The following is a 19901-nucleotide window of genomic DNA, read 5'->3' on the forward strand; positions in this document are numbered from 1 at the left end:
TCCCGCGGGCCGACCCGTCGGCGGACGCCGGGAGGAGGAGCGGTGCCGACCCGCCGTGCCCGCCACCGCTCCCGCTCGGGAGGACGGCTCGTCGCCCTCCTGCACGGCGGCACCGGCGTGGTGGCCGTCGGCATCGTGCTGCTCGCGGTGCTGGGCGCCGCGGTGCTCGCCCTCGTCCTCGGCGGCGAGGCGGCCGACCGGTCGACCGCCGACGGTGGAGGGGCGAGCGCCGTCCCGATTCCGCCTCCCTCCCCGACGGCGGGCCCCTCGGCGTCCCCGGCGCCGGACGGGCCCGTCGCGGCGCTGCTGGACTGGGCCGATCGCGAGCTCCCCGGCGGCGCGCGGCTGCGCTCGGAGGACGACGTCCGCGCGGACCTGCTGGCCGCCGGTGCCCCCGACGAGCTGGTGACGACCGAGGAGCCGACCGGCCCCGGCGACGTCGTCCTCACCGTCACCCGCCGCGAGCCGGAGCCCGGCAGCCGCGTCGTCGCCCGCTTCGACGGCCTCGCCCTCGTCGATCCCGCACCCGGCACGCCGACGCCCGAGCAGCTCGACCAGCGGCGCGCGCTGGCCGCGGCGGTCCTGGCCAACCCGACGACTCACGTCCCCGAGGAGGCCACCGCCGTGCTGCGGTCGGCCGACGTCGACATGCGGCTGCTGTCCCTGGTCGCCGTGCTGACCGCCCGCGGGGGGGTCGACGTGGCCGCGTTCCCGCGGGCCGACGGCGCCGAGGGCCCCGTCCGCACCGTGCTGCTCGCGGCGGTGGGCGGCGCTCCCGTCGGAACCGGGGAGCCCGCCACGGCGTCGTTGACGACCTGGCTGGAGGCGCAGCGGCCGCCCTTCGCACCCGACCCCGTCGAGGTCACCGAGGACGGCGTCCTGCTGTCCTACCGCTACGCCTCCGATCCCGACGCCCTGGTGGCCGAGGTCTTCCCGTGACGCTCGGTTGGACAGGAGTCGCGAAGGGTGCGCGAATGGACCCGGAACCGCCGGAGCGGTCCGCTCCCGAGCCCGCTGGAGGAACCGTGGCCCGCTGGACCCGCGTCCTGGCCGTCACCGCCATGACCGCCGGGACGGTGCTCGTCGCCCCTGCCGGGGCCGGCGCCGCCGAGAACGGCCTGCTCCGCCTGGCCCACCTGTCCCCCGACACCCCGGCGGTGGACGTCTACGTCGACTCCGTCTCCGACCCCGGCGACGGGACGGCGCTGCTGACCGTGCCCGGCGTCGCCTACGGGACCATCTCCGACTACCAGGACGTGCCCGAGGGCGTCTACGCGGTGAGCATGCGCCAGGCCGGCGCAGATCCGGCCACCCCACCGGTGCTCTCCACCACCGTGCAGGTCGGCGCCGACAGCGCCCGCACCGTCGCCGGCGTGGGCCGCTTCGCCGACCTGGGCCTGGAGGTGCTCGAGGACGACCTCACCCTCCCGCCATCGGGCCAGGCGCGGGTGCGGGTCGTCTCGGCCGCGGCCAACGCGCCGACGCTGGACGCCTCCGCGGGTGGCACGGACCTCGCCACCGGCCTGGCCTTCGCCGGGACCGGCGACCACACCACCGTGCCGGGGGACGCCGGCGAGCTGCAGGTGACGGTGGACGGCGAGCCGACCGAGCTGCCGCTCGACCTGGCCCCGGGCTCGGTCTACAGCCTGTTCGTCCTGGACCGGCCCGAGGGCGGGCTGACCGTGCGCACCGTCCTGGACGCCGCCGGCTCCGGCGTCGTCCCCACCGGCGGCGTGGAGACCGGCGCCGGGGGCACCGCGTCCGCGGAGCTGGAGCCCGCCGTCGTCGGCGGCGCCGTCGGCCTCACCGTGCTGACCGGTGCGTTGCTGGCCCGGCGGTCGCGGCGCGGTCCCGCGCGGCACGCCGCGCAGCGCTGAGGAGCGGCCGGTGAGCCGTCACCGGAGGCCGCGGCGCCCGGCGCTGCAGCTGGTCCGGGGGCTGTCCGTCGGCGTCGCGGTGGCCGCCGGCGCGGTGGCGCTGGGCCCTCCCGGTGCTCCCGCGCCGGCCGCCGCCGACTCCCCGCCCGCCGCTGCCTCCGCCGCTCCGGTGGTCGCCGAGCGCGGCACGGAGCGGACGGGGGCCTCGCCGGTGCGCGTCCGCGTGCCGGCCATCGGGGTGGACAGCGAGCTGCTGCGGCTGGGCACCGACGCCTCCGGCGTCCTCGTGCCACCCGACGACTACGCCCGGGCGGGCTGGTTCACCGGCGGCGCCGTCCCGGGCGACGTCGGTCCCGCGGTGGTCGCCGGGCACGTCGACTCGGTCGACGGGCCGGCGGTGTTCTCCCGCCTCGACGACCTCGCGCCCGGCGACGAAGTCCTGGTCGACCGCGAGGACGGGACGACGGCGCGCTTCACCGTCACCGGCATCGGCCGGTACCCGAAGGACGACTTCCCGACCGCGGCGGTCTACGGACCCACCCCTCGGGCGGAGCTGCGGCTGGTCACCTGCGGCGGCGACTTCGACCGCTCCCGCGCCAGCTACGAGGACAACGTCGTCGTCTTCGCGCGGCTGGTGACGTGATGGAACCGCCTCCTCGCAGGGGGCCCGCCGCGAGCCTGCGAGCGGTGGGGGGCGAGGAGGTCCTTCAACGGCGGTGGCCCCGCGCGGACCAGCAGGTCGCGTGCCAGTGCCGGCGACGGTCGGCGGCCGAGTCGGTGTCCCAGGGGTCGAGGTCGGAGTCGCGCGGATAGGCCGGCCAGGCCACCAGGTGCGGCGTCCCGGGGCGGATCTCCTGGTCGCAGCCCGGGCAGCGGTAGGTCTTGCCGCTCGCCGCGCCGGTGACCCGACGCACCACCCAGTCGCCGTCCGCCGCCTCCTCCACCGTCTCGGGACGGCGGGAGGGGTCGCGGCCCGCAGGCCGCGACCCCTTCCGACCACTGCGGCGGGGCACCCGGTCAGTGGCGCGCCATGTCACGGGCGGCATGGTCCCGGAACCCCCGGCCGGTCTTGCGACCCAGGTACCCGGCGGTCACCAGGTGCTCGAGCAGCGGGGCGGGAGCGAAACCGGGCTCGCGGAACTCGGTGTAGAGCTCCCGCTCGATGGCCAGGGAGACGTCGAGGCCGACGACGTCCAGCAGCTCGAAGGGGCCCATCGGGTAACCGCAGCCGACCTTCATGGCGGCGTCGATGTCGTCGGCGGTCGCGTAGTGCGCCTCCAGCATCTTCACCGCGTCGTTGAGGTACGGGAACAGCAGCGCGTTGACGATGAAGCCGGCCCGGTCGGTGCAGGAGACCGCGTGCTTGTCCAGCCGCCGGCACACCGCGTGCGCGGTCGCCGCCACGTCCGGGGCGGTGGAGATCGTCGAGACGACCTCCACCAGCTTCATCACCTGGGCCGGGTTGAAGAAGTGCATGCCCACGACGTCGCCGGGCCGGCCGCTGGCCCGGGCGCACTCGATGACCGGCAGGCTCGAGGTCGTGGTGGCCAGCACCGCGCCGGGCTTGGCGATCTCGCCGAGGTTGGCGAACAGCGCCTCCTTGACCGGCAGCGACTCGACGACGGCCTCGATGACCAGGTCGCGGTCGGCGAGCTCGTCGAGGACCGTCGTCCCGCTGACCCGGGCGAGCACCTCGTCCCGCGTGGCCTCGTCGAGCCGGCCGCGCTGCACCTGCTTCTCCAGCGACCTCGCCAGCTCTCTGTGCACCGCCTCGACCTTGTCCGCCGAGCGGGCGACGAAGCGGACGTCGTAGCCGCCCCTGGCGACGACCTCGATGATGCCGGTGGCCATCGTCCCGGAGCCGACGACGCCGACCGTGGACACCTCGCGGGCGCCCTCGGCGGCCCCGCCCTCGGCCGGGGTCTGCGCGTCGGGCACGACCTGGGCGGAGTCCCGGTCGGCGTAGGTGTAGAAGCCGCGGCCGGACTTCCGGCCCAGCAGGCCCGCGGTCATCATCTGCTTGATGATCGGGGTGGGCGCGTGCAGCCGGTCGCGGGACTGCCGGTACATCGTCTCGAGGATCTCGTAGGCGGTGTCGATGCCGATGAGGTCCATGAGCGCCAGCGGGCCCATCGGCAGGCCGCAGCCCAGCCGCATGGCCGCGTCGATGTCCTCACGGCTGGCGTACCGGTTCTCGTACATCGAGACCGCGTGGTTGAGGTAGCCGAACAGCAGCGCGTTGGCGATGAAGCCGGCCTTGTCGCCGATGGTGACGTCGACCTTGCCCAGCCGCTCGGCCAGCGCCTCGACGTCCTCGATCACCGACGGCTCGGTGACGACGGTGCGCACGACCTCGACCAGCTTCATGACCGGTGCCGGGTTGAAGAAGTGCATGCCGATGACCTTGCTCGACCGCCCGGTGGCCACCGAGATCTCGGTGACCGACAGGCTCGAGGTGTTGGTGGCCAGGATGGTGTCCGGCGGGCAGATCTTGTCCAGCTTGCTGAAGATTTCGCACTTGAGCTCCATGCGCTCCGGCACGGCCTCGATCACGAGCTCGGCCTGCGCGAGGTCCTCCAGCGAGGTGCTGAACCGGATGCGCCCGATGATGGCGTCGCGGTCGGCGGGGTCGAGCTTGCCGCGCTGGACCGCCCGTCCGGTGGAGTGCTCCAGGTGCTCCCGCCCGCGGGCCACGGCTGCCTCGTCGACGTCCACGGCGGTCACCGACAGGCCCGCCCGGGCGAGCACCTCCGCGATGCCGGCACCCATGGTGCCCAGCCCCACCACGCCGATCTCGGTCAGTTCTCTGGCCACGCTGCCATCTCCTCTGCGCCGGCACCCGGCCCCGGGCACCCCGTCCGCGATCGGGGGCAGTCTCGCACCCACGGGCGATGCCGCGGACGCCGGGCTACCGGGCGGTAACGCTCAGAACAGCCGCTGCGTCGGGTCGTCGGTGCCCTTGAGGACGGCGTAGTCGACGGTCAGGCACTCGATGCCGCGGTCGCCGGCGAGCACCCGCGCCTGCGGCTTGATCTCCTGCGCGGCGAACACCCCGCGCACCGGCGCCAGCAGCGGATCGCGGTTGAGCAGCTCGAGGTAGCGGGTGAGCTGCTCGACGCCGTCGATCTCGCCGCGCCGCTTGACCTCGACCGCGACGGTGCCGCCGTCGGCGTCGCGGCACAGCAGGTCCACCGGGCCGATCGCGGTCGGGTACTCGCGGCGCACCAGCGACCAGCCGGTCCCGAAGGTCTCCACGTGCAGCGCCAGCAGCCGCTGCAGCTCGGCCTCGACGCCGTCCTTCTGCAGGCCCGGGTCGACGCCGAGCTCGTGCGAGCTGTCGTGCTCCACCGACTCGATGGTGATGATCAGCTGCTCCCCGGCCTTGTTGGTGACCGTCCAGGTGCCGGAGGCCCCGTCCGGACCGCTGACCAGCTCGTCCTTGAACGAGCAGGGCGGGGTCATCCAGTTCAGCGGCTTGTAGGCGCGGTCGTCGGCGTGCACGGACACCGACCCGTCGGCCTTGACGAGCAGCAGACGCGGCGCCATGGGCAGGTGGGCGGTCAGCCGCCCCACGTAGTCGACCGAGCAGCGGGCGATGACCAGGCGCACGGGGTCCGACGGTACCGAACCGGCAACGACCGGCCGGGGGCGGCGGGCGCGGCCGCGGCAACACGGCATCCTGACCAAGTGAGACGCGCGCGGCTGTCCGGAGCCCTGGCCCTGCTCGTGCTGGCGGCCGGGTGCGCCGGCACGCCCAGGGGCGACGCCACCGCCCGGCCGGCGCCCGTCTCGGCCGGGCCGGGCCGGCTGGTGCTGGAGGTCGAGCACGTCGGCGGCTTCACCACACCCGAGGCCATGGCGGCGCGGGTGCCGCTGGTGGCCGTCTACGGCGACGGCCGGGTCGTGACCCCCGGCGCGCAGATCCAGGTGTACCCGCCACCGGCGCTGCCGGCCCTGCAGGTCTGGCGGCTGGACGCCGACGGCGTGCAGACCGTCGTCGACCGCGCCGTCGCCGCCGGCGTGACCGGCAGCGGCGACCTGGGCTCCCCGCCGGTCGCCGACGCCCCGGCCACCCGGTTCACCCTCGTCACGGACGAGGGGACGACGGTGCGCGAGGTGGAGGCGCTGTTCGAGCTGCCCGAGGACAGCGGGCTCACCCCGGAGCAGCAGGCTGCGCGCGGGGAGCTCTCGGGCCTGCTCGACGTGCTGTCCTCGCCCGAGCCGCTGGGCGCGAGCGGCCCGGAGCCGTACTCGGCCGAGGCGGTGGCCGCCGTCGTCGCGCCGTGGACGCCGCCTGCCGACCCCGCGCTGGTGCAGCCGGACGTCACCTGGCCCGGCCCCGCGCTGCCCGGCGAGCCCCTGCCCGGCGGGCTGGGGCTGTCCTGCGTCGTCGCCCGTGGCGGCGACGCCGGTGCGGTGCTGGCCGCGGCGGCGACGGCCACCACGCTGACGCCGTGGGTCGCGGGCGACGGCAGCCGGTGGCTGCTCAGGCTGCGCCCGCTGCTGCCGCACGAGACCGGCTGCGCGGAGCTCGGGAGCTGAGACGCCGACGGCCCGGTCCCCACGGGAGGGGACCGGGCCGTCGAGTGCGGGGGTGCGGCTAGACGGTCACCGCCGGACGCAGGTCGGCGTCCACCCCACCGGTCGCGTCGACCGCGGCGAGCGGCTCGGCCGGGCGACCCGACCGGTAGCGCGCCACGTCGAGGATGCCCTCGCGCTTGGCGACGATCGTCGGCACCAGCACCTGGCCGGCGACGTTCACCGCGGTCCGGCCCATGTCCAGGATCGGGTCGATGGCCAGGAGCAGGCCGACGCCGGCGAGCGGCAGGCCCAGCGTGGAGAGGGTCAGCGTCAGCATGACGACCGCGCCGGTCACGCCGGCGGTCGCGGCGGAACCGACGACCGAGACCAGCGCGATGAGCAGGTAGTCGGTGACCGACAGGTCCACGCCGAAGAACTGGGCCACGAAGATGGCGGCCAGGGCCGGGTAGATCGCCGCGCAGCCGTCCATCTTCGTCGTCGCGCCGAGCGGCACGGCGAACGAGGCGTAGGACCGCGGGACGCCGAGGTCCTGCTCGGTCACCCGCTCGGTCACCGGCAGCGTGCCGATCGAGGAGCGGGAGACGAAGGCCAGCTGGATGGCCGGCCAGGCGCCGGCGAACCACCGCAGCGGCGAGAGGCCGTGCAGCCGCAGCAGCACCGGGTAGACGACGAAGAGGACGAGCGCGAGGCCGGCGTAGACGGACCCGGCGAAGACGCCGAGCGAGCCCAGGGACTCCCAGCCGTAGCTGGCCACCGCGTTGCCGATCAGGCCGACGGTGCCGATCGGGGCCAGCAGGATGACCCACCACAGCAGCTTCTGCACGATCGCCAGCGCCGAGCGGGTCAGGGCCAGGAACGGCTCGGCCGACTCGCCGACCTTCAGCGCGGCCACGCCGATCGCCACGGCCAGCACGATCAGCTGGAGGACGTTGAACGACAGCGCGCCCTCGGCCGAGGACTGCAGGCCGAGGACGTTGGCGGGCACCAGTCCGGTGAGGAAGTCCCACCAGGACCCGGTGGTCTCGGGCGCGGCCTGGGCGGCGGCGTCGACGGAGCTGTTGCGGCCCGGCTGGGTGAGCAGGCCCAGGCCGATGCCCAGGGAGACCGCGATGAGTGCGGTGATCGCGAACCACAGCAGCGTCTGTCCGGCCAGCCGGGCGGCGTTGGAGACCTGCCTGAGGTTGGCGATGCTGACGATCACCGCGGTGACGATCAGCGGCGGGACGAGGACCTTCAGCAGCGTGACGAAGGTGCTGCCGACGGTCTGGAGCGTGCTGGTCAGCCAGTTCGGGGTGCCGTCGGCGACGGGACCCATGTCGCGGGCGACGAGCCCGAGGGCGACGCCCAGCACGAGGGCGAGGAGGACCTGCGCCGCGAACGGGACGCGGCGGAGACGAGCGAGCACAGGAGTGCCTTCCGGACGGTACGAGTGGGACGACGGGCGCGGCGCGGCGTCAACAGCTGGCGGTCGTCGTCCGCCCGAAGTCCAGCGCACGCCGCCGGGTCAGGCCCCAGGGGTTCTCCACACGGAGGGCAAGGCGGCGCGCGGCGCGGTGCATCCCGCTGTGCGGAGGATCACCGGGCCCACGGCGGGCGGTGGGGTCAGCGGCGGGCGTCCCGAGCGGGGACGGCGTAGTCGCCGAAGGCCGGGTCGGCCGTGAGCACCGTGAGCGCCTCCGCCTGGGCCTGGGCGATCAGCAGCCGGTCGAACGGGTCCCGGTGGTGCCAGGGCAGCGACTCCAGCCGCCGCAGGTGCTCGTCCTCGACGCCGAGACGGCGGACCCCGGCCTCCGCCAGCACCGCGGGCAGTTCGGGCAGCGCAGCGAGCTTGCCGATCGAGACCTTGATCGCGATCTCCCAGAGCGAGGCCGCCGAGACGACCAGCTCCGCGGCCGTCTCCACCTCGTGGCGGGCCTGCGCCCCCAGCCTGGGATCGCCGGCCAGCAGCCAGAGCAGCGCGTTCGTGTCCAGCAGCAGACGCACGGGTCAGCCGTCGAGGTGCCGGTCGAAGGCCGCGGTGATCTCGGCGTCGGCCGTGTCGTAGTCCGGCGCGAACACCACCTGCCCGGCGAGGCGACCGAAGAGCCCCCGCCTCGCCGACGGCACCACGGGGACCAGCCGGAACTCCGTGACGCCGCTCCCGCGCCGCGTGATGATGACCTCCTCGCCGCGCTCGGCGGCGTCCAGCAGCTTCGACAGGTTCGTCTTGGCCTGGTGGACGTTGGCGACGGTCACCTAGCTAAATTAGCCCCGCAGGTGTCAGTCCGGCCAGACCGGCCGGCGCTTGCCGAGGAAGGCGTTCATCCCCTCGACCGCCCCCGGCAGCTGGCTGGCGGCGGCCATGACCTCGACCGCGGTCGTGTAGGCGTCCCGCTCGGGCCGGCCCAGCTGCGCGTGCATCGTCTGCTTGCCCCAGGCCTTGCTCGCCCGCGACCCCCGGGTGGCCCGGGCCATGAGGTCGGCGACGGCCGCGTCGAGCTCGGCGTCGGGCACCACCCGGTTGACCAGCCCCCAGTCCAGCGCGGTCGCCGCATCGATGACGTCACCGCTGAGCGCCAGCTCCATGGCGCGCTTGCGGCCGATGTCGCGGGCGATGGCCACCATCGGCGTGTGGCAGAACCAGCCGCCCTTGCCGCCCGGCGCGGCGAAGCCGGCCGACTCGGCCGCGACGGCCAGGTCGCAGGAGGCCACGAGCTGGCAGCCGGCCGCGGTGGCCAGGGCGTGCACGCGCGCCAGCACCACCTGCGGGATGTCGTGCAGCGCCTGCATGAGCTCGGTGCACAGCTGCAGGAGGCTGCGCACCTCGGGGACCGGCCGGCCGGCGACGTCGGCGAAGTCGTGACCGGCGCTGAACACCGGCCCCTCCGCGGCGATGACGAGCCCGGCGGCGTCGCTCTCCCCCACCTCCCTGACCGCGGCGAGCAACTGGGTCAGGTGGTCGCGGGACAGGGCGTTGCGCTTGCCCGGCCGGCACATCGTGAGGGTGACGACGTCGCCGTCCCGCTCGACCCGGGGTGCGCCCTCTGCAGTCATGGGGCGACCACACCACGACGGGGTGGGTGGGGGCAATGGAGCCCGGCAGGTGGCGGCAACGGGGTGGCAGGCTCGGCGGTGTGGAACCCGAGCCGGTCACCGGGACCGCACCCCGGCCGGCTGGGCGCACCGTGTTCACGCAGGGCTGGCGCGACGTCGCCTTCCTGCACTGGGCGGTGGACCCGGCCGTGGTGGCGCCGCTGCTGCCCCCGGGCACCCGGCCCGACGTGCTGGACGGCGCCACGTACGTCGGCCTGATCCCCTTCCGGATGCGCCGGATCGGCCTGCTCGGCGCGCCGGGCCTGCCGTGGGCCGGGTCCTTCGCCGAGACCAACGTCCGGCTGTACTCGGTCGACGACCGGGGCCGGCGGGGTGTGGTGTTCCGGTCGCTGGACGCCGACCGGCTGCTGCCCGTGCTCGCCGCCCGCTGGATCGCCGGGCTGCCCTACTGCTGGGCGCGGATGCGGGTGCGCCACGAGGGCGACCTGGTCACCTACACGTCCCGCCGGCGCTGGCCCGGCCCGCGCGGCGCGGGCGGGCGGGTCGTCGTCCGGGTGGGCGCGCCGCTGGCCGGCCCCGGGCCGCTGGCGGGGTTCCTCACCGGCCGGTGGGGGCTGCACCAGACGGCGTCCGGGCGCCTGGCGTACTGGCCGAACGAGCACCCGGCCTGGCCGCTGCACTCCGCCGAACTGGTGGCGTGCGACGAGGACCTGCTGGCCGCGGCCGGGCTGCCCACGGTGGGCGGCGCCCCGGACAGCGTGCTGTTCTCCCCCGGCGTCGACGTCCGCTTCGGCCCGCGCCTGCGCTGACCCGGGCACGGCATGATCGCGGCATGGACCCCGTGCGCTTCGGACTGGTCGGCTACGGCTTCGGCGGCCGCTACTTCCACGCCCCCCTGCTGGCCGCCGCACCGGAGGTCGACCTCCTCGGCGTGGTGACGACGTCGGCCCAGCGGCGGGCTCAGGTCGCCGCCGAGCACCCCGGCCTGCGCACGTTCGACTCGCTCGAGGAGCTGGCCGAGGCCGGGGCCGAGGCGGTGGCGATCTCCACCCCGGCCGACACGCACACCCCGCTCACCGAACAGGCACTCGGCCTGGACCTCGCCGTGGTGTGCGACAAGCCGTTCGCGCTGGACGCCGCGGCCGCGTCCGGGACGGTGCAGCTGGCCGCGGCCCGCCGGCTGCCGCTGGCGCCGTACCAGAACCGCCGCTGGGACTCCGACTTCCGCACCGTCCGGGCGCTGGTGGACGCCGGGCGGCTCGGCACGGTGACCCGCTTCGAGTCGCGCTTCGAGCGGTTCGAGCCCGAGCCGGGCCCGCCTGCTGCGGGCGGCGGCACGCTGCTGGACTTCGGCAGCCACCTCGTCGACCAGGCCCTCGTGCTGCTCGGCCCGGTGACGAGCGTCTACGCCGAGTGGCAGCTGCGGGGCGCGGGCCTCGACGACGACGTCTTCGTCGCGCTCACCCACGCCGGCGGCGCCCGCTCGCACCTGTGGGGCAGCTGGAGCCAGGGAGCGCCCGGCGACCGCTTCCGGGTCAGCGGTACCGAGGGTGCCTACGTCGTCGGCGGGCCGATGGACGGGCAGGAGGCCCTGCTGCTGGCCGGCCGGACACCCGCCACCCTGGGCGAGCGCTGGGGCGCCGAGCCACAGGAGCGCTGGGGCCGGCTCCGCCGCGGCGACGAGGGCGTGGTGGTGCCGACCGAGCGCGGCCGCTGGGACACCTTCTACCCCGCCTTCGCCGCGGCCGTCCGCGGGCAGGGCCGGGTGCCGGTCGACCCTCGGGACGCCGTCGCCACCGCCACGGTGCTCGACGCCGCCCGCCGCAGCGCCACCGAGGGCGTCGTCGTCCCGCTCTGACCGAGCCGACCCCGGCCCCGTCCAGGGCACCGCCCCGAGCCTGCGAACGGCCTCTAGGAGGACGGGGTCCTCCTAGAGGCCGTTGGCCTCGCGGACCACGTCGACGATCTGGCCCATGATGTCGGTCAGGCCGAAGTCCTTGGGCGTGAACACCCGGGCCACGCCCTGCTGGCGCAGCCGGCGGGCGTCGCTGTCGGGCACGATGCCGCCGACGACCACGGGGACGTCGTCGAGGCCGGCGTCCCGCAGCCCCTGCAGCACTGCGGGCACCACCTGCAGGTGCGAGCCGGAGAGGACCGACAGCCCGACGACGTGCACGTCCTCCTCGATCGCGGCGCTCACGATCTGCGCCGGGGTGAGCCGGATGCCCTGGTAGACCACCTCGAAGCCGGCGTCGCGGGCGCGGACGGCGATCTGCTCGGCGCCGTTGCTGTGCCCGTCGAGGCCGGGCTTGCCGACCAGGAACCGCAGCCGCCCGCCGAGCTCCTCGCCCGTGGCGCGCACCCGCTCCCGGACGCCGGCCAGGGCGCAGTCGGCCTCGCCGCCCCCTGCGGCCGCGGCGACGCCGGTGGGAGCCCGGTACTCGCCGAACACCTCGCGCAGCACACCGGCCCACTCCCCCGTCGTCACGCCGGCGCGGGCGCACCCGAGGGTGGCGGCCACCAGGTTGTCGCCGGTGCCGGCGACCTCGCGCAATCGTGCGAGCGCCCGCTCGACCGGCTCGGGGTCGCGCTGGGCGCGCCACTTCTGCACCGACTCGCAGGCGGCGGCCTCGACGGCGGGGTCGACCACCTGGATGGCGGCGTCGAGGTCGGCCAGCAGCGGGCTGGGCTCGGTGCCCTCGAACCGGTTGACGCCGACGACGACGTCCTCGCCGCTCTCCATCCGGCGCCGCCGCTCGGCCAGCGAGGCGACGAGCTGGCCCTTCATGTAGCCGGACTCGACCGCGGCGACCGCGCCGCCCATCTCCTGGACCCGTGCGATCTCCTCGCGGGCGCCCGCGACGAGCTCGGCGACCTTCCGCTCCACCACCACCGAGCCGGTGAAGAGGTCGTCGTACTCGAGCAGGTCGGTCTCGTAGGCCAGCACCTGCTGCAGCCGCAGGGACCACTGCTGGTCCCACGGCCGGGGCAGCCCCAGCGCCTCGTTCCAGGCCGGCAGCTGCACGGCGCGGGCGCGGGCGTCCCTCGACAGCGTGACGGCGAGCATCTCCAGCACGATCCGCTGGACGTTGTTCTCCGGTTGCGCCTCGGTCAGGCCCAGGGAGTTGACCTGCACGCCGTAGCGGAACCGGCGGTGCCTGGGGTCCTCGACGCCGTAGCGCTCGCAGGTCAGCTCGTCCCAGAGCCGGGTGAACGCCCGCATCTTGCACATCTCCTCGACGAAGCGGACGCCCGCGTTGACGAAGAAGGACATGCGTGCGACGACCTCGTCGAAGCGCTCCTGCGGCACCTGCCCGGAGTCGCGCACCGAGTCCAGGACGGCGATCGCGGTGCTCATCGCGTAGGCGATCTCCTGCACCGGTGTCGCCCCGGCCTCCTGCAGGTGGTAGCTGCAGATGTTGATCGGGTTCCACTTCGGCATCGCCGACACCGTGTAGGCGACCATGTCGGTGATCAGCCGCATCGAGGGCCCGGGAGGGAACACGTGGGTCCCCCGCGACAGGTACTCCTTGATGATGTCGTTCTGCGTCGTGCCGGCCAGCTCGGCGATGTCGTGGCCGTGCTCCTCCGCCACCGCCTGGTAGAGCGCCAGCAGCCACATCGCCGTCGCGTTGATCGTCATCGACGTGTTCATCTCGTCGAGCGGGATGCCGTCGAAGAGCGCGCGCATGTCGCCGATGTGGGTCACCGGTACGCCGACCTTGCCGACCTCCCCGACGGCCAGTTCGTCGTCCGGGTCGTAGCCGGTCTGCGTGGGCAGGTCGAAGGCGACCGAGAGACCGGTCTGCCCCTTCGCCAGGTTGCGCCGGTACAGGGCGTTGGACTCAGCCGGCGACGAGTGGCCGGCGTAGGCGCGCATGACCCAGGGGCGGTCGCGATCCTTCGGCGTTGAAGGGAACGGCATGGACGCGGAGTCTAGGTCTGTTACTGGTGAGTAGCGAGGCCCCCTCCGGGTGTCCCCCGGTGGCACACTCGCAAGCGCCGAGAGGAGGACTGCGATGGCACCGGTGGCCGGCACGCACTACCTGGTGGCACCGGTGATCGCCTTCGCCGTCGTCGCCGGGCTGGCCCTCTTCCTGCGGTGGGCCTTCCGAGGGGAGCCGCGCCGTCGTCCCCCGGCGGACGACGGCCTGCTCACCCGCGTCGCCACGCTCTCCCGGCGGGAGTCGGCGCTGGCGCTGAAGGCGGTGCTCTCCGACGCGGGCATCCGCTCCACCGTGCGCTTCCCCGGCCCGCACCGGGCCGAGGTGCTGGTCTTCCCCGAGGACGCCGACCGCGCCCGCGTGCTGGCCTCGTCCTTCCCCGCCGGCTGAGGCGAGGCGCCCGACCGGGCGGGTCACCCCCGCGGGCGCTCGGGTGGGTCCGCGACGTCGTCCGCCCTCTCGCCGAGCGGCGCGGCGGCGCCCGGCGGCCCCTCGGCCGCACTGCAGCGGCTGACCAGCCACGGCTGCAAGTCCTCGAAGCCGCTGACCGAGCGGCGCTGCAGCGGCTCGATCCGGTAGCCGGGGTGCTGCCGCAGCCGGGCAGCCAGCTCGCGGTCGACGAGCACACTCCCCGCGCGCGCCACCGTGGTCAGCCGGCTGGCCAGGTTCACCACCGACGAGTACACGTCCCCGAGCCGGGTGAGCACGCGACCGTGCGCGAGACCGACCCGCAGCGGCGGCCGGTCCACGGCACCCCACCGCTCGGGCAGCGACAGCCCGATCTCCGCCGCGGCGGCCGGATCGGCGGCGGTGAAGAGCACCCCGTCGCCGACGGTCTTCACCAGCCGCCCGCCGCCGCGCGCGACCACCTCGGCAGCCGTCGCCTCGAAGTCCTCCACCATGACGGCCAGTTCGGCACCGCTCATGCCGCGCGTGCGGGTGGTGTAGCCGACGAGGTCGGCGAAGCCGACCGCCAGCTCGCGCTCCTCGCCGCCGGCCGGTGCGGCAGGCGCCCGCTCGGCCGCTGCGGCCAGGTGCCGCCGCCACACGTGGTCCTGCACCTCGCGCAGCAGGGACAGCAGCGCGTCGACCGTCGGCGGCACGTCCCCGGGTGTGCCGCCCGGCCGGTCGGGCGCTCCGTCGCGATCGCGCGCCAGGGCGCTGGTGAGCAGGGTGGTCTGCCAGTCGGCCAGCCGCGCCAGCGGCTGCGCCAGCGCACGGGCGAAGGACGCCTCGGTGCCCGGGGCGACGAACCCGGCGTCGACGAGGTCGGACAGGGCGTGCAGCGCGGCGACGTCGCCGTCGGTGAACACCACCTCGTCCTCGGCGGCCTCGGGGAAACCCAGGGCGTGCCACAGCCGCCGGAAGCCGTCCGGCGGCATGCGGGACAGCTGGGCCACCTGGACCCGGGTGTACCGCCGACGACCACTGAGCAGCAGCCGGTCGAGCTCGGCGTCGGTCAGGCTGGGACGCGTCCTGCCCTCGTCGTGCACCCTCCCGAGTGTGCGGCACACCGGCGTGGTCCCGCTCGGCCCGCGCCGACCCGGCCGGTGGAGGTCACCCGGACCGCTCGACCCGCTCGATCTGCGCGCCCAGGCCGCGCAGCTGCTCGACGAAGTCGGGGTAGCCGCGGTCGACGTGGTGCACGTCCTGCACCTCGGTGACGCCGTCGGAGAGCAGCCCCGCCAGCACCAGCCCGGCGCCGGCGCGGATGTCGGTGGCCAGCACAGGCGCGCTGGAGAGCCGCTCGCGGCCGCGGACCACGGCGTGGTGGCCGTCGGTGCGCACCGAGGCACCCAGCCGGACCAGCTCGTTGACGAACATGAACCGGCCCTCGAAGACGTTCTCGGTGATCAGCGCCGTACCCGTGGAGACCGCCGCCAGCGCGACCGCCATCGGCTGGAGGTCGGTCGGGAAGCCCGGGTAGGGCAGCGTGACGACGTCCACGCAGCGCGGGCGGCCGTCCATCGCCACCCGCAGCCCGTCGGGCAGCGGCTCGACGTGTGCCCCTGCGTCGCTGAGCTTGGACAGGGCCACGGTGAGGTGGTCGGGGACGGCCCCCTCGATGACGACGTCCCCGCGGGTCATCACCGCGCCGATGGCCCAGGTGCCGGCCACGATCCGGTCGGGCACGGTCGTGTAGGTGACCGGCTGCAGCGTCGGCACGCCGTCGACGGTGATCGTCGAGGTGCCCGCCCCGTCGATCTGGGCGCCCATCGCCGTGAGCATCGTGCAGAGGTCGACGATCTCCGGCTCGCGGGCGGCGTTGTCGATGACCGTCGTGCCCTCGGCGAGCACCGCGGCCATGACCAGGTTCTCGGTGGCCCCGACCGACGGGAAGTCCAGCCAGATGCTGGTGCCCACCAGCCGCGGCGCGGTGGCCACCAGGAAACCGTGCTCGCTCTGGATGGTGGCGCCGAGCCGCTCGAGACCCGAGATGTGCATGTCCAGCCCGCGCGAGCCGATCGCGTCGCCGCCGGGCAGCGCCACCCTGGCCGAGCCGCACCGGGCGACGAGCGGGCCGAGCACGCTGATCGAGGCCCGCATGCGGCGGACCAGGTCGTAGTCGGTCTCCGTGGAGGGCTGGTCGGGGACGTCGACGACGAGCCGGCCGCCGCCGCCGTGCGGGTGCCGCTCGTAGCTCACCGAGCAGCCGAGCCGGCGCAGCACCTCGCTCATGATCGCCACGTCGAGGATGTCGGGGACCTCGTCGATCGTGGTCCGGCCGGCGGCCAGCAGGGCGGCCGCCATGAGCTTGAGGGCACTGTTCTTAGCGCCGGTCACCCGCACCCGCCCGGTCAGGGCCGTACCGCCGGTGACCTCGAAGCACTCCACGCAGCCACCCTATGGCCCTGCTGCAGGGCCCCGTCGCGAGCCTCGATCGGCCCTCCTGCAGGGGCCCGCCGCGAGCCCGCGAGTGGCGGGGGGAAGGAGGGTCCTCCCAGGGGGCAGCGGGGTCCTTCTTCTAGGCTCCGGGCATGACCGTCCGGCTGACCCGCATCTACACGAAGACCGGCGACGCCGGCCAGACGCACCTCGGGGACATGAGCCGGGTGGCCAAGACCGACCCGCGCCTGGTGGCCTACGCCGACGTCGACGAGGCCAACAGCGTGCTCGGCGTCGCGCTGGCCCTCGGGTCGCCGACCCCGGAGCTCGCCGAGCTGCTGCGCAGCGTGCAGAACGACCTGTTCGACGTCGGCGCCGACCTGTCCACGCCGGTCACCCCGGACCCGCAGTACCCGCCGCTGCGGGTGACCGCCGCCTACACCGAGCGGCTGGAGGCGGCCTGCGACGCGTACAACGCGCAGCTGCCGAAGCTGGCCAGCTTCATCCTGCCCGGCGGCACGCCGCTGGCCGCGTTGCTGCACCAGGCCCGGGTCGTCACCCGGCGGGCCGAGCGCAGCGTGTGGGCGCTCCTGGAGGCCGACGGCGAGCGCAGCAACGCCGAGACCGCGCGCTACCTCAACCGGCTCTCGGACCTGCTGTTCATCCTCGCCCGGGTGGCCAACCCCGGCGGCGACGTGCTGTGGGCGCCCGGCGCGCACAGCGGGGCGCACGCCCAGCGCGAGGCCCGCGAGTAGGAGGACCCCCTCCTCCCCCTCCTCGCGAGCTCGGAGCGGTGCCCCGGAGGGGGCCGCTCAGCGGACCGGCGGCGCGGACTCGACCCAGGAGAGGAAGCCCGTCACCGTCGAGGAGTCCATGGCCAGCTCCCGGGGACCGGCCGCGGTGGTGCAGGAGAGGACGACGACGTCGTCGGGCAGGGCGACGTCCGAGGCGCCCGCGCGGCGCCGTCCCTGGACCCGGACCTCCGCACGGCACAGCCGTTGCTCCGGGCGCACCGACAGCGACAGCGCGCGGTACCAGAGCAGCGAGTCGCCGCCGTACCAGGCCACTCCCACCGACCACCGCGGCGAGCCCGTCGGACGCAGCCACATGGTGACCGCGCCGAGACCGGTGAGCAGGAAGCGGCGGCGCAGCAGGAAGGCGACGACCAACCCGACGACGACCACCGCGACGGCCACCAGGACGAGCAGTTCGGTCGTCATCCGGGGCGCCGGGCGGTCAGGCGGGACGTCGGCGGCGGCTCAGGCGTCCTGACCCGCGGCGCGCAGCCGCGACTGGGCGCGCTTGGCGGCGGCGAGGGCCTCGGGATCGTCGCCGGCGCCCTCCGCGCGGCGCAGCGCCTCGCGCGCCCGCTCGACGTCGATCTCCGAGGAGATCTCCGCGGTCTCGGCGAGGATCGAGACCCCGCGGTCGGTCACCGACAGGAAGCCGCCGTGGGCGGCGACGACCATGTCCTCGCCCTCGACGGTGCGGACGGTGACGACACCGCCCTCGGCGAGCTGGCCGAGCAGCGGCGCGTGCCCGGGCAGGACGCCCAGCTCACCCTCGGTCGTGCGGGCCACGACCATGTTCGCCTCGCCGGACCAGATCATCCGCTCGACGGCCACCAACTCGACATGCAGGGTCGCCACAACACTCCTCGGGGTCCACCGACCGGCGGTACGGGTCGCCACGTCCGGGGTGGACACGGCGACGGGTCGGGCTCACTCTAGTGGCGCTCCCGCCGAGGCCCCCTCCCGGGCACCGCCCCGAGCTCACGAGGGGTGGCGAGGAGGGGGTCCTCTCTCAGGCGCAGCGACGGTACAGCAGGGTCCAGCGGCCCACGCGCACCCAGGGACGGCGCACGGTCGAGGCCGGCGCCCACTCGTCGGTGTGGAACTGCCGGCCGCCGACGTAGGGCACGGCGGCCGACGGCGGCCAGCTCCAGTCGGCGCCGTCCACCCGCGTCCCGGTGATGCCGTCCACGTCGTCTCTCCCGCTCGTCGCCCAGCTCTTCCGGGCGTTCCCGCACAAGATCGGCAGGGAGCGGGTCGTCCTTGAGGAACCCGCTCCGCTGACCCCCCGTCCGGGACCGCCGCGCCGGGGGCTACCCGCACTCCGGCCCGGGAACACGGAACGGCCGGGTCCCATTGGGACCCGGCCGTTCCGTGGCGAGGCGTGGGGGGAGGGGTGGTCCCCTCTCAGCCGCGCTTGAGCTTGTCGGCGTTGCGCTCGAGGTCCTCGAGGCCGCCGCACATGAAGAACGCCTGCTCCGGGACGTTGTCGTACTCGCCGTCGGTGATCGCCTTGAACGCCTGGAGCGTCTCCGACACCGGCACGAACGAGCCCGGCTGCCCGGTGAAGGCCTCGGCCACGAACATGTTCTGCGAGAGGAAGCGCTCGACGCGCCGGGCCCGGTTGACCGTGACCTTGTCCTCCTCGGAGAGCTCGTCGATGCCGAGGATGGCGATGATGTCCTGCAGCTCCTGGTAGCGCTGCAGCACCTGCTTCACCGTCTGGGCGGTGGCGTAGTGCTCCTGCCCGACGTACTGCGGGTCCAGGATCCGGCTGGTGGAGTCCAGCGGGTCCACGGCCGGGTAGATGCCCTTCTCCGAGATCGGCCGGCTGAGCACGGTCGTCGCGTCGAGGTGGGCGAACGTGGTGTGCGGCGCCGGGTCGGTGATGTCGTCGGCGGGCACGTAGATCGCCTGCAGCGAGGTGATGGAGTGACCCCGCGTCGAGGTGATGCGCTCCTGCAGCTCCCCCATCTCGTCGGCCAGGGTCGGCTGGTAACCCACGGCGGAGGGCATGCGGCCCAGCAGCGTGGAGACCTCGGACCCGGCCTGGGTGAACCGGAAGATGTTGTCGATGAAGAGCAGCACGTCCTGGTTCTGCTCGTCGCGGAAGTACTCCGCCATCGTCAGCGCGGACAGCGCGACCCGCAGCCGGGTGCCCGGCGGCTCGTCCATCTGGCCGAACACCAGGGCGGTGGACTCGATGACTCCGGACTCGGTCATCTCGGTGATGAGGTCGTTGCCCTCACGGGTGCGCTCGCCGACGCCGGCGAACACCGACACGCCACCGAACTCCTGGGCGACGCGACGGATCATCTCCTGGATGAGCACCGTCTTCCCCACGCCCGCGCCACCGAACAGGCCGATCTTCCCGCCGGCCACGTAGGGGGTCAGCAGGTCGATGACCTTGATGCCGGTCTCCAGCATCTCGGTGCGGCCCTCGAGCTGGTCGAACCGCGGCGCGTGCCGGTGGATCCCCCAGCGCAGCGCGTCGGCACCGTGGCCGGGGGTGTCCAGGCACTGGCCGAGGGCGTTCCAGACGTGGCCCTTGGTGACGTCGCCGACAGGTACGGAGATCGCGGAGCCGGTGTCCCGGACCTCGGCGCCCCGGACCAGACCGTCGGTCGGCTGCATCGAGATGGTGCGGACCACGTTGTCGCCCAGGTGCTGGGCGACCTCGAGGGTCAGCGTCTTGCCCAGGTCGGCGAGGGTGACCTCCACCTCCAGGGCGTTGAACAGGTCGGGCATCGCGTCGCGCGGGAACTCGACGTCGACGACCGGCCCGGTGACCCGGACGACGCGGCCGGTCGTCAGGGTGGTCGGACGGTCCTCGGTGACGGTCATCTGTACTGCTCTCCTGCCCTCGGCCTTGCGTTGGTCCGCGTCTT

22 protein-coding genes are annotated in these 19901 nt (G+C 74.6%); 8 read left to right on the top strand and 14 right to left on the bottom strand.

Annotated elements, in window-relative coordinates:
* Nucleotides 1–42 precede the first annotated feature (42 nt).
* The 3 genes from ACWIX3_RS23940 (at nt 43) to ACWIX3_RS23950 (ending at nt 2520) form a co-directional block, all read left to right on the top strand.
* Nucleotides 43–939, top strand: a complete 897-nt coding sequence (locus tag ACWIX3_RS23940) for a hypothetical protein (protein ID WP_448609840.1) — start codon at nt 43–45, stop codon at nt 937–939.
* Nucleotides 940–1025: 86 nt separating this feature from the next.
* Nucleotides 1026–1877, top strand: a complete 852-nt coding sequence (locus tag ACWIX3_RS23945; protein WP_448609841.1) for a DUF4397 domain-containing protein — start codon at nt 1026–1028, stop codon at nt 1875–1877.
* A 10-nt stretch (nt 1878–1887) separates the two neighbouring features.
* Nucleotides 1888–2520, top strand: coding sequence for a class F sortase (locus tag ACWIX3_RS23950; RefSeq protein WP_448609842.1), 633 nt, complete (start codon nt 1888–1890; stop codon nt 2518–2520).
* Between the two features lie 64 nt (nt 2521–2584).
* Here ACWIX3_RS23950 and ACWIX3_RS23955 read toward each other — a convergent pair whose 3' ends face one another.
* The 3 genes from ACWIX3_RS23955 to nucS all read right to left on the bottom strand — a co-directional run bounded on the left by ACWIX3_RS23955 (nt 2585) and on the right by nucS (nt 5486).
* On the bottom strand, nt 2585–2821 hold the full coding sequence (locus ACWIX3_RS23955) for a hypothetical protein (protein WP_448609843.1): 237 nt from the start codon (nt 2819–2821) through the stop codon (nt 2585–2587).
* Between the two features lie 73 nt (nt 2822–2894).
* Nucleotides 2895–4691 carry a 3-hydroxyacyl-CoA dehydrogenase family protein gene (locus ACWIX3_RS23960; protein WP_448609844.1) on the bottom strand — a complete coding sequence of 599 codons (1797 nt, stop codon included), beginning with the start codon at nt 4689–4691 and terminating at the stop codon, nt 2895–2897.
* A 111-nt stretch (nt 4692–4802) separates the two neighbouring features.
* Nucleotides 4803–5486, bottom strand: a complete 684-nt coding sequence (nucS, locus tag ACWIX3_RS23965) for an endonuclease NucS (protein WP_448609845.1) — start codon at nt 5484–5486, stop codon at nt 4803–4805.
* 78 nt (nt 5487–5564) lie between these two features.
* Here nucS and ACWIX3_RS23970 point away from each other — a divergent pair, with 78 nt between their 5' ends.
* On the top strand, nt 5565–6419 hold the full coding sequence (locus tag ACWIX3_RS23970; protein WP_448609846.1) for a hypothetical protein: 855 nt from the start codon (nt 5565–5567) through the stop codon (nt 6417–6419).
* Nucleotides 6420–6477: 58 nt separating this feature from the next.
* Here ACWIX3_RS23970 and ACWIX3_RS23975 read toward each other — a convergent pair whose 3' ends face one another.
* The 4 genes from ACWIX3_RS23975 to ACWIX3_RS23990 all read right to left on the bottom strand — a co-directional run bounded on the left by ACWIX3_RS23975 (nt 6478) and on the right by ACWIX3_RS23990 (nt 9452).
* Nucleotides 6478–7824, bottom strand: coding sequence for a dicarboxylate/amino acid:cation symporter (locus ACWIX3_RS23975; RefSeq protein ID WP_448609847.1), 1347 nt, complete (start codon nt 7822–7824; stop codon nt 6478–6480).
* A gap of 197 nt (nt 7825–8021) precedes the next feature.
* The gene (locus tag ACWIX3_RS23980) at nt 8022–8402 is read right to left on the bottom strand and encodes a type II toxin-antitoxin system VapC family toxin (protein ID WP_448609848.1); all 381 of its coding nucleotides are present in this window, start codon (nt 8400–8402) and stop codon (nt 8022–8024) included.
* 3 nt (nt 8403–8405) lie between these two features.
* Nucleotides 8406–8654 carry a type II toxin-antitoxin system Phd/YefM family antitoxin gene (locus ACWIX3_RS23985; RefSeq protein WP_448609849.1) on the bottom strand — a complete coding sequence of 83 codons (249 nt, stop codon included), beginning with the start codon at nt 8652–8654 and terminating at the stop codon, nt 8406–8408.
* A 24-nt stretch (nt 8655–8678) separates the two neighbouring features.
* Entirely contained in the window at nt 8679–9452 is a 774-nt protein-coding gene (locus ACWIX3_RS23990; RefSeq protein ID WP_448609850.1) for an enoyl-CoA hydratase-related protein, read from the bottom strand.
* A gap of 80 nt (nt 9453–9532) precedes the next feature.
* Between ACWIX3_RS23990 and ACWIX3_RS23995 the strand changes: the two genes are divergently transcribed.
* Entirely contained in the window at nt 9533–10261 is a 729-nt protein-coding gene (locus ACWIX3_RS23995; protein ID WP_448609851.1) for a YqjF family protein, read from the top strand.
* 23 nt (nt 10262–10284) lie between these two features.
* Entirely contained in the window at nt 10285–11310 is a 1026-nt protein-coding gene (locus ACWIX3_RS24000; protein WP_448609852.1) for a Gfo/Idh/MocA family protein, read from the top strand.
* Between the two features lie 72 nt (nt 11311–11382).
* Here the strand turns inward: ACWIX3_RS24000 and ACWIX3_RS24005 are convergent, their stop codons facing one another.
* Nucleotides 11383–13377 carry a methylmalonyl-CoA mutase family protein gene (locus tag ACWIX3_RS24005; protein WP_448609853.1) on the bottom strand — a complete coding sequence of 665 codons (1995 nt, stop codon included), beginning with the start codon at nt 13375–13377 and terminating at the stop codon, nt 11383–11385.
* Between the two features lie 94 nt (nt 13378–13471).
* On the opposite strand from ACWIX3_RS24005, the gene ACWIX3_RS24010 reads away from it, so the two are divergent.
* Entirely contained in the window at nt 13472–13786 is a 315-nt protein-coding gene (locus ACWIX3_RS24010) for a hypothetical protein (protein ID WP_448609854.1), read from the top strand.
* Between the two features lie 23 nt (nt 13787–13809).
* Here ACWIX3_RS24010 and ACWIX3_RS24015 read toward each other — a convergent pair whose 3' ends face one another.
* On the bottom strand, nt 13810–14889 hold the full coding sequence (locus tag ACWIX3_RS24015) for an adenylate/guanylate cyclase domain-containing protein (protein ID WP_448609855.1): 1080 nt from the start codon (nt 14887–14889) through the stop codon (nt 13810–13812).
* 64 nt (nt 14890–14953) lie between these two features.
* A complete protein-coding gene (gene murA, locus ACWIX3_RS24020) occupies nt 14954–16231 on the bottom strand; it encodes a UDP-N-acetylglucosamine 1-carboxyvinyltransferase (RefSeq protein ID WP_448609856.1) in 1278 nt (425 codons plus the stop codon).
* 143 nt (nt 16232–16374) lie between these two features.
* Between murA and ACWIX3_RS24025 the strand changes: the two genes are divergently transcribed.
* Nucleotides 16375–16977 (top strand): cob(I)yrinic acid a,c-diamide adenosyltransferase, encoded by a 603-nt coding sequence (locus ACWIX3_RS24025; RefSeq protein WP_448609857.1) that lies wholly within the window; start codon nt 16375–16377, stop codon nt 16975–16977.
* Between the two features lie 57 nt (nt 16978–17034).
* Here ACWIX3_RS24025 and ACWIX3_RS24030 read toward each other — a convergent pair whose 3' ends face one another.
* The 4 genes from ACWIX3_RS24030 to atpD form a co-directional block, all read right to left on the bottom strand.
* On the bottom strand, nt 17035–17442 hold the full coding sequence (locus ACWIX3_RS24030; RefSeq protein ID WP_448609858.1) for a DUF2550 domain-containing protein: 408 nt from the start codon (nt 17440–17442) through the stop codon (nt 17035–17037).
* A 39-nt stretch (nt 17443–17481) separates the two neighbouring features.
* On the bottom strand, nt 17482–17871 hold the full coding sequence (locus ACWIX3_RS24035) for a F0F1 ATP synthase subunit epsilon (RefSeq protein WP_448609859.1): 390 nt from the start codon (nt 17869–17871) through the stop codon (nt 17482–17484).
* Nucleotides 17872–18025: 154 nt separating this feature from the next.
* On the bottom strand, nt 18026–18205 hold the full coding sequence (locus ACWIX3_RS24040) for a hypothetical protein (RefSeq protein WP_448609860.1): 180 nt from the start codon (nt 18203–18205) through the stop codon (nt 18026–18028).
* Between the two features lie 215 nt (nt 18206–18420).
* Nucleotides 18421–19857 (bottom strand): F0F1 ATP synthase subunit beta, encoded by a 1437-nt coding sequence (gene atpD, locus ACWIX3_RS24045; RefSeq protein ID WP_448609861.1) that lies wholly within the window; start codon nt 19855–19857, stop codon nt 18421–18423.
* Nucleotides 19858–19901 lie beyond the last annotated feature (44 nt).

The sequence above is a fragment of the Geodermatophilus sp. URMC 60 genome (genome assembly GCF_053502585.1).

Bases quoted from the DNA above. Each gene is read 5' to 3' on its own strand.
- ACWIX3_RS24030 (WP_448609858.1), bottom strand. From the start codon at position 17,442: ATGACGACCGAACTGCTCGTCCTGGTGGCCGTCGCGGTGGTCGTCGTC.
- ACWIX3_RS24005 (WP_448609853.1), bottom strand. From the start codon at position 13,377: ATGCCGTTCCCTTCAACGCCGAAGGATCGCGACCGCCCCTGGGTCATG.
- ACWIX3_RS24010 (WP_448609854.1), top strand. From the start codon at position 13,472: ATGGCACCGGTGGCCGGCACGCACTACCTGGTGGCACCGGTGATCGCC.
- ACWIX3_RS24000 (WP_448609852.1), top strand. From the start codon at position 10,285: ATGGACCCCGTGCGCTTCGGACTGGTCGGCTACGGCTTCGGCGGCCGC.
- ACWIX3_RS23990 (WP_448609850.1), bottom strand. From the start codon at position 9,452: ATGACTGCAGAGGGCGCACCCCGGGTCGAGCGGGACGGCGACGTCGTC.
- ACWIX3_RS24025 (WP_448609857.1), top strand. From the start codon at position 16,375: ATGACCGTCCGGCTGACCCGCATCTACACGAAGACCGGCGACGCCGGC.
- atpD (WP_448609861.1), bottom strand. From the start codon at position 19,857: ATGACCGTCACCGAGGACCGTCCGACCACCCTGACGACCGGCCGCGTC.